Annotated in this window: 11 protein-coding genes; all 11 read right to left on the reverse strand. The window is 33.6% G+C overall.

Annotated features, from left to right (window positions below; translation table 11 throughout):
* Positions 1 to 7 precede the first annotated feature (7 nt).
* Genes CJF42_RS09625 through CJF42_RS09675 form a run of 11 tightly spaced genes read right to left on the reverse strand, consistent with a single transcriptional unit; the run spans position 8 to position 15,385 of the window.
* Entirely contained in the window at positions 8 to 3,352 is a 3,345-nt protein-coding gene (locus CJF42_RS09625) for a type VI secretion protein IcmF/TssM N-terminal domain-containing protein (protein WP_095366485.1), read from the reverse strand.
* Complete coding sequence (icmH, locus tag CJF42_RS09630; RefSeq protein WP_095366486.1) at positions 3,349 to 4,500, reverse strand: type IVB secretion system protein IcmH/DotU; 1,152 nt, start codon at positions 4,498 to 4,500, stop codon at positions 3,349 to 3,351. The genes CJF42_RS09625 and icmH overlap by 4 nt, the downstream gene beginning before the upstream one ends.
* An 11-nt stretch (positions 4,501 to 4,511) precedes the next feature.
* Positions 4,512 to 5,846: a type VI secretion system baseplate subunit TssK gene (gene tssK, locus CJF42_RS09635; protein WP_170940550.1), complete on the reverse strand. Its 1,335-nt coding sequence runs from the start codon at positions 5,844 to 5,846 to the stop codon at positions 4,512 to 4,514.
* 19 nt (positions 5,847 to 5,865) lie between these two features.
* Positions 5,866 to 6,369: a type VI secretion system lipoprotein TssJ gene (tssJ, locus tag CJF42_RS09640; protein WP_095366488.1), complete on the reverse strand. Its 504-nt coding sequence runs from the start codon at positions 6,367 to 6,369 to the stop codon at positions 5,866 to 5,868.
* Position 6,370: 1 nt separating this feature from the next.
* Positions 6,371 to 7,429, reverse strand: a complete 1,059-nt coding sequence (locus CJF42_RS09645) for an FHA domain-containing protein (RefSeq protein WP_095366489.1) — start codon at positions 7,427 to 7,429, stop codon at positions 6,371 to 6,373.
* Between the two features lie 19 nt (positions 7,430 to 7,448).
* Positions 7,449 to 8,156 (reverse strand): transporter substrate-binding domain-containing protein, encoded by a 708-nt coding sequence (locus CJF42_RS09650; protein ID WP_095366490.1) that lies wholly within the window; start codon positions 8,154 to 8,156, stop codon positions 7,449 to 7,451.
* An 8-nt stretch (positions 8,157 to 8,164) separates the two neighbouring features.
* The gene (gene tssH, locus CJF42_RS09655; protein WP_095366491.1) at positions 8,165 to 10,771 is read right to left on the reverse strand and encodes a type VI secretion system ATPase TssH; all 2,607 of its coding nucleotides are present in this window, start codon (positions 10,769 to 10,771) and stop codon (positions 8,165 to 8,167) included.
* Between the two features lie 4 nt (positions 10,772 to 10,775).
* Entirely contained in the window at positions 10,776 to 11,783 is a 1,008-nt protein-coding gene (locus CJF42_RS09660; protein ID WP_095366492.1) for a type VI secretion system baseplate subunit TssG, read from the reverse strand.
* Entirely contained in the window at positions 11,774 to 13,579 is a 1,806-nt protein-coding gene (gene tssF / locus CJF42_RS09665) for a type VI secretion system baseplate subunit TssF (protein WP_170940551.1), read from the reverse strand. The genes CJF42_RS09660 and tssF overlap by 10 nt, the downstream gene beginning before the upstream one ends.
* Complete coding sequence (locus CJF42_RS09670; RefSeq protein ID WP_095366494.1) at positions 13,572 to 13,985, reverse strand: GPW/gp25 family protein; 414 nt, start codon at positions 13,983 to 13,985, stop codon at positions 13,572 to 13,574. The genes tssF and CJF42_RS09670 overlap by 8 nt, the downstream gene beginning before the upstream one ends.
* Positions 13,986 to 13,987: 2 nt before the next feature.
* Entirely contained in the window at positions 13,988 to 15,385 is a 1,398-nt protein-coding gene (locus tag CJF42_RS09675) for a type VI secretion system contractile sheath domain-containing protein (protein WP_095366495.1), read from the reverse strand.
* Positions 15,386 to 15,673: the final 288 nt, after the last annotated feature.

Here is a 15,673-nt window from a genome sequence, read left to right on the forward strand (position 1 = left end):
GTTGATTTTAAAGTAGCTTCTTAGGAAGTTTTATCTTACTAAAAAAACTTGGTTCAAATGGATTATTCTCCCCTTCCACTAATAAGGATAATGTTACTTGAGATTGGTCTTCAATAATTTTTATTTGGGTATTTTCATTATCCGCTTGATAAAACTTGTAAACTAAACGCAGCCATGCCCAATCACTTTGATATTCTTTCGTCACTTTATTATTTTGTGTATCAGTAAAAATGGTTAAAAGTGGATTTTTAGCGGTAAAATCAGGCCAAATGTAATTTTCCCAAAGCTTTGGGCCATGCTCATAATTAAATAAAGTTCTTTGTGAGAATAGCTCAAAGTTTAATAAACTAGATGACATTGAGCTGGTCTTTAACTGAAAGGCGATAGCTGCTTGGTTGCCATTTTCTTGGTAAAGTGTATGTTGAATGACCTTTAGGTCGCTAAATTTTTCATTTATATTCGAAGAAATATTTAACTGACTATCGAGTGTAAAGCCATTTAAAGTTAAACCACTTTCTGTTTGAGTAAATTTATTTAAAATTAGATTATTAAACTCATCAAATGCGCCTTCAGGTTTAAAGTATTTATTAAACAGTTTAAAACTTACATTACTTTGACTACTTAAATTAAATGGGAACTTATTAGCAAACTGTAAGCTAAATGGACCTTTAATTTTCGTTTGCCAAATTTGATTAACGTGCCCAGCAACAGATGTATTTACTTCTTGGTTTATAGTGTTAATTATGTCAGAAATATGTAAATTAATTTTAGGAACAGATAACTGCATTTGTGCTAATCGATATAAGCTTTGATCTTTATTATTTGAAGTCAGTTGATTAAATAAATAAGAACCGATATCTTTATTATCTTGAATATCTTTATACCAAGAAGCAACTTCAGTGATGTTATCGTGTAAATGGACTAACTCACTTAATCCTTTATCATCTTTTTTGACAAATCTATGGTAAACAGCAAACTCAGTTTTTATATTGTTTGCCATAATAGTTTGTTCATTAGTAGGAGCTAATAATACTGTAACGGCTTCTTTTTCGGATTTATCTTCTTTTTTAGTAAAAATTTGAGGGGAAGTGTAATAGCTTAAGGTTTCATATAAGCGATTTTGCGGTGCATTCGTTTTAGATGACATTAAAGATAATGCATGTATTAAGTTTTCATTTGAAATTGGTTTGAGTGTAATCTTATCCATAAAACCCACCCAGTATCGCACATACTCTCTTTGGTAATATCTTTGTAAACTTTTAGCGATATTATCAATTTCAAAATCATTTAATGAATGGCCCAACAATGATTTGTTATTATCAATAACACTTTTCATTAAGTCAGAGTTGGCAGATAAATTCATGCCAGCAAAGCCTAGAGGAGTAAAAATAACCGGCACAAATTGATTGGGTGCATTATTTTTAAACTCATACAAACTAGAGAAGTTATTGCCCAGCTCACTGCTAATATCTACCATAGATGAAAACTCAGATAAATCATTTATATATTCAAACAATACTTTAGTAGTATTTATTTTATTGATACTGGCTTTAGATTGACTGATCAGTGCTCGGTTCAAGTTAACTTTAGGTACGCCAAGTTCGTGTAAATCATCCATTAAAACTATCAAGTTTTTTAAAGAATTTTCTTCTGAGTGTCCTTCTTTAATAAAGGATTGAGTATAATAATACTTTAAATGCTCCCATGATTTCTTATCATGAAGTTGTAGTTCTTCATTTAAGTTTAATAATTTCGCTGTTTTTAGGCTGTCGCCTAATGTTTCATAGACAAACAGTTCATCCTCTAAATAATGTATTAAAGAAGGGAGTAAAATGTCTTTAAGTTCATTGTGATAAGCGTCTTTCACCGACTGTGATAGCTGCGGATTTGGGATCAGATCAGAAATATAAAAAGGAGTAGGCTTATTGTATGCTAAGTAGATATTGCGGATCATCTGTAAGTTATTTACATTTATAGCCAGTTCTTCAATATCGTATGGCGACTTTCTAACGACATTTTTATATCGTTTTAGCTGTTGTATTGCTTTTTCATTTAATGGTTGGTAATAATCAAAGTTGACTTTTAAAAGTGCTATGGCTGATATAATGATAGCTAAAATAGTGAAGCTATAACTGATTTGAAAACCCCAAAAAAGACGCTTACTATTAATATTAATGCTTGCTAAGCCTGCTTCAGGGCGGATCAACTTATCAAATAAGTGGTTGATAAAAATACTATGTGGTAATTTTATATTATCACTTTGCAGCATTTCATTAAAACCTAGCTGATAGGCGACTTGTTTGGTTAATGGATCTGTTGCTTGAGACACTTGTTGTGTATTGGTAAAAAAGAAGCCTCTAAACTCATAGCTTTTAGCATTACTTTTTACTACAAAAAGTTGTTCTAAAAAATAGCCAATATCAGGTTGGATTTGCTTCAACTGCACCGGCGCAGCTACAACGGAACGTCTAAACTGCTCACTTAGTTGGCTATCTAATGCTGTTAAAACCGTTTGCCCCATTCGTTTACAAATACTGTCATAGGCTTTTTCAAACCAGTTCACAGAGAACTTACCTAAATTAGCATTTTTTACATTTAATGCGCCAAAACTACCATTTAGTTGCTCTTCATCTAAAGATGCAAAAAATTGACAAAAATCGGACAAACCGGCCATTTGATTAAATAAAACATAAATAGGTAGTTTTTGACCACATAAGCTTTGTGTTTCATCAATAACTAAGCGTAAATCACTGGTGATTTGTTGTGCGTTATTTTTATTGTTACTGATTAAATTGTCTACTGATTGGCTTACCATAATGCCATTTAAGGTTTGACGAGATCGAAATTTTTTTGTTTGTTTTAATAGCAGCTTTAGGCAATTTAATGAACGTCTGTCTTGATCTGATATTTCAACAGTTAATACTACAGCATCATTTTTCAACCAAATTTTAATGGGTAATTGTTTACTAATGGCTACGTTTGTATTATTCCTAAAGCCCATTTGTGTTAAAACGGCATCATCACTTTTGAGGTTATTTGTGACAAATAAATACCAAGGTAAATGGTATTTTCTTTTGTTCATTCCTCTGTCTTTAAGCCCTGTCATAAATAGCGAAAACATGGTTTTAACTAGTTTTCCGTCTTGCTTTTCTAAATTTTTCTGCTGCTTTATAGTGGTGCTATCACGGTTTAAAAACCATAAAATACTGCCCGAGATTAAAATTAAAATAGCTGTTGAAGCGAATATCCAACCAAGGTTAGAAGTAAACCACCAAGCCAGAGACACCCCTGTGAATAAAGAAAGTAAAATACCACCGATAAGGTGTTTTTTTGTAAGCGTAAAAGTCATCATTTTTGGTTACCATTATCTGAAACCTCAACTCTGATAGTTGATATTTGGTAATTATCCTTAAAGTATTTTTGCTGCGCTTTAGCATTGCTTAATGTTTGTGCTGTGCTATAAACAATGAAATATGAGCCAATAGGCATGATTGAGAGTGAATAATTGCTTCCGACCAATTTAATGAGATATTTGTTAGCATTGGCTTGTGATGAAAAAGAAGCGAGTTGCACTCTAAATTTATCAGACTGACTTTGTTTGATATCAGTTAAATCTAGAGCATTATATTTATGAGCAGTTTTAATGTTTGAAATAGCGAGTGATTCTTCATGTTGGGTTAAGTTTTTAACTGCGTGAATGTCTTCATCGGTACTAATATAAATGATCTCTTTGGCTTGTGTATTTAAAATGTGGTTTTCGGTCACTTTTTGTAATTCATTAAACTCTTTTGAGCGTAGATCGTAGGTTTCTTTAAACCAATAATCTAAAAAGGTAAAAACTAAGGTTAAAGTGAATAATATAACAACAGTAAATGAAAAATATCGAGCGCCATTTTTTAAAAAGAGAGACTTTGTAATGGGCGCATCTTTTATTAATATACCTATATCCAGCTCTTGATTATCGATAGATTGATGAATTTGTTTGGTAATAACACCTAATTGCTCAGATTGCCTAGAGCGGTATCTGCCTTTAAAACCCATTTGTAAAAATACATAACTCAATTCAAGGATATTTTTCATTTTTATCGATTGTTTCAATGCTTTATCTGTAATGGTGAAAAATAGGTCCCCACCATTTTTCAACCCAAAGAGTTCACTTAATAAAGTGTTATTTTCCCAACCTGCATCAGCGCCCCAGGCACCATGAATGATAAATTCATCTAATACAATACAATGTAAACAACACAGTTTATCTATTACAGCTGACGGGTAATCAAGGTTTTTACCTTGCTCACTCAAATCAACAATATGCTGTTTTAATAAGCTTTTAAATAGCGATAAATTCTCCGGTTTAGGTAAGCGAGATAAAGTTAAAATGATAGATAAAAGCGGTACACTTAAGTTATAGAGTACATTATTATTATAATTAAACAATAACGTCTCTTTTTGTACTTTATCGCTAAAGTTTATGGGAATTGTTGGGTAATCTATATCAGGCATATTTTTCTACTTTAACCTAATGACAATGCAAATAAGGTCACTTTTAAATCAGGTATGCGATTATCAATATGCATATTCAGTGTTTCGCCTTTTTTGAGCATATCTTGCCATAAATTATTTTGGGTATTCACTTCAAAATAGGTTGCGGTTGATTTTGGTTTTAGTTCGTTGGGGGCAACCATAAGGTGCATCAACTCAATCCCTGACATAGCGTTCCTAACTAACTCAACAATATTGCTATTACCCGCTAAGGTTGCGGCCTGTGGCATATTTTTCGCTATTTCATCATTCGAAAGAGATGATTCTATACTCATTACAAAACGACGGTTACCCATGTTATCTGGTTCATTGATTATAGTACGTAATAACCTGCGCTTTTCAAATAATTGATCGTCCCATTTAAATTCAATAACTGAATCTTGCTGTACCATGCTTAACTGACTACGTAATTTCATAAATATAGGACTAAATACACTATATAAGTCATCATAGTTAAGAACTGGGAATGAATGTGGTAGTTCAGGTGTTAGTCCTGAAAGTTCAGCTGACATAGTTGTAAGATCGCGATAAAGTTGATGGGTAGTATATTGCGTATCTTGCTCAACCCAATCGCTCCAAGGTAGCCATCTATTTAATGTTTGCAGCCATAAGAAGTCTTTATATAAAGTTTGCTCGCTTTTACTTTCTTGGCCAACAGCAATGCGCTTATGAACTTCTTTTGCTCTGATCTGCAACAGGCTTTGTAACATTTTGATTTTATCAAACAAATAAATAGATGCTTGAAAATGAATACAAGCGGGAATAAAACTACTATCAAATACTACTTCACCAGTTTCGCGGGTTTCTAATATGCGTGCAATAGGAAACGATACATAGCCTGCCATATCGGTTTTACCAATAGATAAACATACGTTATCTTTGGCAACTTCTAATTCTACAGAGTCACTTTGTGCTGAAGTATTGTTATAACTTGTTATGGTTTGACATAAATATCGCGTTACTTCAGTACTTGTCTCACCGTATGCCAGTGCACCTTTTAATGCTAATGGTATTGAGATATATACCGTCTTTTTTACGGCGTCTTCTGGTACATCAATAACGATTTCCTCATCAAGTAAAAAGTAATGTCCATCAGGAAATAAGCCATTACAAAAGGTAACGGCTATTTTGCCAGTTTTAAGTAAATCTGTATTTACTGTGATATCACTTAAACCATAATGACCAGAATAACCAATAGTACCTGCATAATTTTGCATATAGGATTTAATATGTAATGTTTGTTGCTGAAAGTGCTGTGGGCAAATAAAACTCCCTTCTTTCCATACAACTTGTTTAACTAGATCCAAGTTTAATCTCCTAAATTTGTTACCACGACCAAAAGCTTTCTTGTTCAATTGATTGTATATTTACGGTTAATGAGTCGATAGAGATAGTGATGTTTTTTATATCATCTAAATTAGATACATCTAACCAAGCTCTGGTTTTTGCTTGTGAGTAATTTGAAAATTGTACAAAAACAGCCAAATATTTGGTACCTGAAAGTAACTCTATATTTAATTTCCTTTTTTCTTTAGGTATCAAACTTGTGAGCGTTTTCTTTTTTATTAAGCTATCGGCTAACACTCTTGTATCTTGTTGATATAAATCAAGTGCTTGAGCTGACTTGAAAGTATCAATTGAATTTAATTGATATAACTTTATTACAACAGGGTTTGCAGTACTCAATTTTGATGGGTTTGCATGTTCCCCTGCACTTAATATAGTCGAAATATAGATAGGTTCAGGCTCATCTAAACCAGAAAAAACACTACAACCAGTTATAAAAAATACACTGCAGCATAATACAGTGGTAAAAAAGAACTTAATCATATCAATCCTTACTCTGCATATTTTCAAGTAATAATGCCTTAAAAAGTCGGTGGTATTCACCTTTATCTAATCGTCTATTAAATGATTTACGATATAATCGCCAATATTGTTTTTCTTTAGAGGCAAATAACGGCGTACCAAAATCACTAAAAATATCTTCAAGGTGCGCTGGTGAAAACTCTTCGATAAAAGTAGTTAAAGTTTTATCTAATGCCTTAAATAATTTAGATTGTTGTTCACTGGCACTCACTATTTGTGTATCTAATAGTCTAACCAAATGATCTATCTGGTTATTGTTTACGGAATTATTACTTACAGTACTGTTAACTGAATTATTAGTTACTGTATTACTGTGTTCTTTTTTTTCATTTTGCTTTTGAATACTATGATTCTCAAAAATGGCACTATTGTCTTCTTCGAACTCAGGTGTTATTTTTGTGAATTGTCCCGATTCTTGTTCACTGCTTATTTTAGCTGTGGCGGGTATTTCAGATTTTAAGCTGATCTCTTCATCTTTAAATGGGTCTTCATCAAAAGGATCATCAACAAATACACCATTATTCATAAAATGAGGTAGCTGATCTTCTTCGTGAGGCATTTGTGCTCCTTGGTTGATATGAAGCTCACTGGTTTTCATTTTTATATTTTCATCAAAGTCATCATTATTCAACCCTGCTAATGAAAAATGAACATCTTTCATTTTAGTGTTTATATTTGTATCACTGTCTTCTTCAGCTTCAATGTTTCTAACTAGGCTAACTAACATCGTGTAATCAGCAACTTCTATTATAGAACCATCTTCAATAGGAAAAAGTCTGCCGGGCGCAAGAGATGAACCATTTATTGTAATTTTGTGGTTATTTAAAACTTCTATCATCATGTTACTTTTATCAGCAACAAAGCGTCCGTGTGTTGCTGCTACTTGACCACTTCTATCCGGTAACTCAATAATACAGTCAAATGAAGATCCAAAAGTACCGCCTTGCTTTGGTAAAGAAAACACTCGGTTTGTTACATGCTCATTTTGTGGTATTTCGGTTAATTGTATCGTTATTGCCATATTTTTTATCAATATTACCTTATTGCAAACAATCTGTAATCGCTCGATTAAATTCATTTAAAAAATTTGGATAGTTATTTATGAAATCTTTATTAAAATAAACACCTAAAGGTTTTGTTGCCACTTCTTTACTTCTCAATCCGCTTGCTAACATCCCTTTCTTTTTCAGCGCAACTTGCATGGCAAGCTCATCAACTAAAACAGCATCAACCTCGTTATGCATTAACATGTCTAATAATGTTTTAATATTTCTCGGCTTTTTTACAACCTCATATTCCGAATTATGTAAATGAAACCATTTATTTGTGCCAAATTTGGCACTGACTTTCCATTGTTTTTTATTACTTTCATTCAAAGTGGTATCGGATAGTGAATTGGAAAAATACCAATACCAGTGATGATTAATGATAGGTTTAGAGAAAACCGCATACTTATCTCTTAAAGATGTTTTCTCTGCGACAAAAAAACCGTGTTGTTCATTATCTTGTACTTTGAGCTGTGCGTTTTCCCAGCTTGTCATTGTTAACTGATAGGGTTGCTCTAGTTGTCTCAATGCACATTTAACCCGAGTAACAGTAAGGCCAGCGATGGTATCAGATGAGTAAGTTTGATACGGCGGCCATTCCTGAGTTGTTAATAATAATCTTTTTGGACCGATACTTGCCATAGACAAGTGTGATATCAGGCATAAAATTAACACCAGAGATTTAATTAAATATTGAGACACAACGACTCCTAAGATTCTATGATGACTTCAAAATCATCTTTATCTGCGCATTTTACCGTCACTTTATTAATCTCTTTGCCTTCACTTAATAAAGTGATGCATTGTTCTGCCAGTCTTGGCATCAAAGAGCGATTAATTATTTGTTCTATACCGCGAGCACCCGTTGTTGGGTCTGTGTTTTTAGTTACCACATATTGCACAAAGGTATCATCATAAGTAAAGCAGGCTTTATATTGCTCAACCAGTTTCTTACGAATACGGTTAAGGGCAATATCACAAATTTTACCTAGTTCTTCATCGTTTAACGGGTAATAAGGTACAACTGTGGCACGACCTAAAAATGCTGGTTTGAAATATTGCTGAAGTGCAGGGCGTATTTCTTCTACAAGTTCTTCGTTTGGTAAGCGCTCTTCATGAATGTCACAGACATCACATATAGCTTGATCGGCTGCATTTGAAGTCATAATGATAATGGTATTTCTAAAATCAATATGACGCCCTTCGCTGTCTGCGATAGATCCTTTATCAAATATTTGATAGAACAAGTCATGTACACCTGGATGTGCTTTTTCCATCTCATCTAATAAAATCACCGAGTATGGATTACGACGTACAGCTTCAGTTAAAACACCACCTTTACCAAAACCAACATAACCTGCTGGTGCACCTAATAACATTGAAATCTTATGCTCTTCTTTAAACTCAGTCATATTGATAACAGTCATATCATTACTGCCACCATATAATAAATCAGTTAAAGCGATAGCAGTTTCTGTTTTACCCACGCCGCTTGGACCACACATTAAAAATACGCCAATAGGCTTTCTACTATCGTTTAATCCTGCACGAGATATACGAATGCTTTTTGCTAGTTCACTAATTGCGGTACTTTGACCAATGACGCGTTTATGTAGGTTTTCTTCAATAGATAATAGCTTTTTAACTTCATCACTGAGCATATTACCAATTGGAATACCTGTCCACGATGCAATTACTTGGGCGATTGTAATATCATCAACCATGGCATTTACTAATGGTTCACCTGCTTGTAAGGTTTCAAGTTCAGCGAGTTTGGTATTAAGCGCTTTATGGCTTTCATCATCGATTATATCATTTGCTAAGTTGTCAGTTACTGTTGATTGTAACGCAATCACACTTTGTACTAAGGCTAATTCATTTTGCCAGCGTGTATTTAAATTAACTAGTTGAGACTCTGATTCAGTTATTTTTTGCTCTAACTCTGCTATTTCAAAAGAAATATTATCAAATATTGATGATTCTCTTTGCATCACTTCAAGTTCATTACGTGAATATAATAGAGTTTGCTCTAAACTTTCGATAGATTCAGGTTTTGCACCTTGAGTTAATGCGATTCGCGCACAGCTGGTGTCTAATAAGCTAATTGCTTTGTCGGGTAACATGCGAGCAGGTAAATATCTAATAGATAAATTTACTGCTGCTTCTACTGCTGATTCACGAATATATACACTATGATGTTTTTGCAGCGACTCGGCTACGCCACGTAACATTTGCAATGCATCCGTCGCATTAGGTTCTTCAATTTTCACAACTTGAAAACGACGGGTTAAAGCGGGGTCTTTTTCAAAATATTTTTTGTATTCATCCCAAGTTGTTGCGGCTAATGTTCTAAACTCACCTCTTGCAAGAGCTGGCTTTAATAAATTAGCTGCATCATTTTGTCCTTCAGCACCACCTGCACCAATTAAAGTATGAGCTTCATCAATAAATACCACGATTGGTTTTTCAGATGTTTTAACTTCATTGATCACATCTTTTAGCCTGTTCTCAAATTCACCTTTTACACTTGCTCCAGCTTGAAGTAACCCTAAATCTAGGCTATGGATTTCAACATCTTTTATTGCACCTGGCACTTCACCTTGAGCTATTTTTATTGCTAAACCTTCTACAACTGCGGTTTTACCTACACCTGGTTCACCCACAAAAATTGGATTGTTTTGCCTTTTCCGGCACAAAATATCAATAGCTGTTCTTACTTCTTTATTTCGACCTAGAACATTATCTAATTGACCATCTCTGGCTGCTTGCGTTAAGTTGGTGGTATATTTCTCTAGTGCATCACCTGAACTCACACCTGTCGTACTTGCTCCAGTAGATTTAGTGCCAATATGAGTTACTTTTAATTTTGAAATTTGATTACGTAGCGCGGATTCTGAGAAATTTTCGAAGCACTTTAACGATAAGGCTCTGGTACCTAAGTCACCGACTTGTTGAGTCGCTAATATGATGTGTAATGTGGTTAATTGATTATGAGAAAAATCGACCGTTGCACATAACCAAGCTGATTTAATAAGTTCAGTTAAATTACCACTTAAACTGGGTTGTCCTTCAAAGCCTTTGCTTAATTTTGTTAGTTTACTCGAAAGCTCATTGATTACTTTTTCAGGTTCAATCTTTTGAGTTGTAAAAAATTGACTAACTTCAGGGTCTGGTTTATAAATTAATTGCATTAACCAATGTTCAAGTTCAATTGCAGGACAATGAGTGTTCATCGCATCGCCAGCAGCTAATTCCAAAGCACGTTTTGCTTTTGTGTCTAGTTTTGCAATTAAATTAGGTAAATTTACTTGTGTCATAGTATCAATCCTTTACTAGGTGGATTAGGTAAACTACAGGTTTATCCTGTTGTGTGCTTTTTATATGAAAACCTCGGCCTAAACAAAGCGTTTCATTTTGTTTTGCTGATAGTTTAGTTCTTTCAAACCAGATATCCGGTGCTTTTAAAAAAATTCCAATTTCAGTTTTATCTCGTAAATAATAACGCGTGATATCTGCGAGCTCTTTATACCAAGAGTCATCACTGGTAAGTTTCTTTAGTTCTTCTTGGTCTTTAGCTTCCACTGTAATGTTAATTTTTTGTTTCGACAACCAACACCTTTGCCCTAATAAGAAACCTTGACCTAATTGGTTATTTTGACCGCAAGTAGATTCATTATCAGTGTTTCTTTTTGGGCCCAATCGGGTCAAACTTTCTTGTGTAAGTTGATGCTTACTTAAAAAAGTGCAATAAGTAGTTATTTTTACAGAAAAATAATCAGAGAGGATTTGCTGTAAGTTTTTTTGTGAGCGATTTGGCAGACCTAACATTAAGCTATAACCTAGCCAGTTTTTTGTTTTTGGGCTGTTGGGCAGACCCGTGAGTTGTGCTATGCAATTGGTCAGTTGAGATACTGAACTATGTGATCGTCGACCACTTTTAAAGTAGCGATCAACTTCATCGGTTAGTAATAAGTGTGTTTTTTCTTGTGTTCGTGCACATAATTTAAAATATCTATCATTAAAAATATTTAAAAAATCAAATAAAGCATAGTCTTCACCATGAAAAGCTTGTAATAGCGCTTCATAAATATATACAGGAACAACGGTATAACCAGAGGTTAAAGATGTTTTGCTACTTGAAATAATCGCTTTTTTACCAATAAATTTGAACTCACTGATCTCTGAGTTCAAATTATCAGGCATAGGATCTGCTTCGATAATTAATTCAAATGGATTTGTCGATTGTGCAAGGTGGCGGTTGATAATTCGGATCAGCTGTACTAATTCGAATTTATCAGGCTGTGCCTGGGCTTGTTGAATTAAAGACATTGCTGCGCACCGTGAACTTTATCAAAGCTGATATATTCTTTACCTTTATCTGTTGAGAGTGTTACTTCTAATTGTACGAAGCGATCAAAGCTGCAAAAACCTGCAAAAAACTCATTTAACAAATGAATAAATAACCAAATATTCATCGAGTTCTTTTTATCAAATACCGACATTTCAATACTGATCAAGGTACCAGATGTAAATATGTTCACGCCATCAATATACATACGTGCAACTCTTTGTTGATAATTTACTTTTTCAATTGCAGATGTTAAAACTTGTTGCTGTGAAGAACGGCTAAATACAGATAATAAATTACGAAGTTTCTCTGTAGGCTGATCCACATTTGTTAGTGCACTGAAATTAGTACTTAGTAACTCAATTAACTTCCAATGTAGCTGCTGAGATTCGTTAGGATAATAAGGTACTGTAGGCACATTATGCGTGATTAATTCGCCTGGTAATTCTATTGAACCTGAAAATTTTAAAGTACTGCCAGTATTAATAGTACAGGGGCTACGACCATTGCAACATATCAATTGCGTTGTCAATAAATGATCTTTCGCATTATTAACTTCATGTTTTGAATTTGGATCAAAACTAACTGCTAAATGATGTTGAAATTTTTTATCTCGATTAATATGCGTTTCACTAAACCATAATAAACCATTATTTTTATCAAAATAGCGTTTCGCAAATAACGGTTGTAATAAATATTCACCATCAGGTTTTACTTCTTTAACACTCTCAACACTGATGATTTCAATTTCAGATGTCTGATTTGAAGCATCAGCATTAAGGGGGACAGATAATTGCTGATGATTATAATAAATAGGTTCAGCACGACTGTTGAATTGATTGATCACCAGAGTTGTATTTAGCTGAAATACACTGGTATCAAATAAGCCTATAAATTCAGAAGGGATATCTTCAACAAAAAAGCTTATTATAAGTTCGTTACCTTTAAGTTTTTTGATTGCATCTTGTAGCCCTTCAAGCTGAAAGTATTTTCTTTTCTCAGAGTAATTAAAATACTCCAGCATCATTTGATAAGCTGAGAACTGACTGCCTTTTTTATCTAAAACATTAAAGTCACTTTCAATACATCTAGGTTTAAATTGCTTTTTATCTAATATTGTTAGGTGTTCAAAGTTAGCATCAGATAATGTAATGAATTTAAGCTGTGATAATAATAAAGCAATTAATCCAGCAGAGCCTTGGCCAAACCCATGCAAATATAATCCCAATACCTCTGGAATACTTTGTGCAATTAATGCCTCAGAATCATTCGTATTTATATGTAATTGAATAACTGAATTAGCATCATGCTTTATTGGTAAATCAAAAGGGAAGGGTGCATATCTTGCAGAAACTGCATTTAAAGTAATTGGAGAAAAAACGCTATTATTACAAAATTTAAATTGGCATAACTGGCCTGAGTCATTTTTTGTTTTTAATACTTCGCCTCTGGCTATTTTTATTTCTTCAACAAAAGTGTCTGTATCAGGTTTAAGCTTTACACTCATAACTGACGGTAAAAGTTGGTTAAATGAAGGGTACAATACCGAGCATAGCGCATTAGATATATGCGGTAATTGCTGATCTAACTTCATTTCGTTTTTAGCACAAAGCAAGGCAACTGACTCAAGTAAACGCGTTATATTGGGGTCTTCATAACGTTTATCATTGAGATGCATAGTGTTTGCCACACCTGCATGTTTCGTTTTGAATTCACTGGCTGAACGTCTAATTAACGATAGTTCTCTTTCGAAATAACGATTTAATAAGTCAGACAATTTCATTCTCCATTGTTAAACTAAAATCACTGATATTAAGTTTGCTATTTAATTGAAATTCATAACCATCAACTAAGTCACCTGAAATGATAAAGTTGATTGAATTTGATTTATCTTCATTAACTAAAATGCTGATATCAACATTGTCTATTCGGTACTCAAAGTCATTGATCAGGCTTTTGATCCTTGAAGTGAAAATATTTTTTCCTAATTGATAATTTAAACTTTGAATGTCCTCTACGCCATAGGCATAAATTGATCTTTTACATTCAGTTAATCCTGAATCTAAAACAATTAATGGTGCTTCACTTTCAAGCAATTGCTTTAAATTATATTTTACCGATGTCAATAAGTGAGATTCATCATTTGTTATCAGTTTTTTTAAAAATGAGCGGATAAAAACCATTATTATCCCTCAGTTAAATCGGTAGTTAGTAGAATTTGCCCAGCAAACATATCAAATTGATATTGCGGTTGAAGCGATATTTCACAAAAATACTCACCTGTGCTATTGGGTATTTCTTTTACTGATATTTTTGCGCTCCTAAGTGGATATTTAGCTAAAGTTTCATCGTTAGCTGAAGAGACGTTAGAAACGTATTTACTTAACCATTTTGATAAGTGTTGCTCACATTCGTTTGCAGAAAAAAAACTACCTAGTAACTCTCTTATTTGTACTTTTAAATAATGGGCTACGCGACAACAGATTAGTGTTGTTTGAATAAGCGATAAAACTTTATCATCTTGATGATTTTGACCTGCCCATACAGAGTGATTATCCATAAAATAATATTTAGTGGTTAATGGACTATGCGCTAATGGGATAAAACCTTGTTTTGCGTAAAACTTACCTATACTGCCAAATATCCTCACTTTAGGGCTAGGTTGATACCATAAATGGTTTTTACAGGTATCGGGTAAGTTGAGTACTGCGCCTTGTAATCTATCATTCCATCGTGATTTCATAAAACCAAACCAGCTAATGCGATTAAATTCTCTGATTATAGTTGATGCAAAAGCAAAATGAGCACTACCGTATAAACCTTGGTGTTTCTTTAATGATTTTTCGTTTAATACAAAACCGCAAGAGTGGTTTTTATATTGTTCTCTGAGTTTTAATTTAGGTAAGGTTAAACCGATAAACCGACTAGAAGCGACATTCCTTAACTTTTGCCAGCTGGAATAATCAGGGCCTTCAATGATTTTTTTAACACGCTTAATATCGCTGAACCAGCTCCCATCAGATTCTCCAAAAAAAAATTCATCGGGAGACATTATAAAAGGGCATAAACAATATTGCCCTAAGGCACCGAGTAACTCTAAAGTATAAATATCATCATATTCGCTAAAATCGTTGAGTTCAGCTGATACATTATGATCAACTAAAACCAAGCCAAAAGGTTCGCCACCTAAGGTATTAAGTTCATTATTTCCGATTTTATTATAAAGCTGACAGCGCTTTAACTCGCTAGATAAATTGACATCATTTGAAACAGTTTGCCAATCATAATCTAAGCATTTTATTTTGATTCTTTGCTTATTGAATGGGACTGAAACTAAATTATTGAGTCCTCGCCATCGTGCTTCTAATTCTTCAAAGCGTGGCTGTTGTAATATAAGTGACATTTGATCACTTAAAGATTTATCTATACTGGCGATAAGTTGTACAATTAAAGCTTTAAATTGGTCGGCCGTTTTTAATTGATCAGAATACTCCTGAGCAATGATCTTAATTGCTTTTTTTAAAAAAAATTCGTCATCACTTTTGATTGATAAAAGTGCGTGTAAAGCATCAGTATTATTCATTCATCACATTATTTTTGTATATACCCGTAGTCTTCCAAAATGCGGGTTCAGAGTTTGAGGGAAAAATCAGATCAAGGCATCACTTACAGCCAATGGTATTCCCTTAGCAAAAGTGACAACACTGAGCTGTTTTTCTTCTCAAACTCCCAGAGAGCAAGCTAAATCTAAGTCATCTTCGTTGTTGTGAAAGCTTAAAGGGGAATAACCACTTCTTCACTTTCACGCCTAGAATTTAACTTGGATTTGACTTGCTAAAATCCCGTATTATGAATGGTTACGGGTATAAGC

Origin of the sequence: Pseudoalteromonas sp. NBT06-2 (assembly GCF_002276045.1) — a bacterium.
In the GTDB taxonomy this organism is placed as follows: domain Bacteria; phylum Pseudomonadota; class Gammaproteobacteria; order Enterobacterales; family Alteromonadaceae; genus Pseudoalteromonas.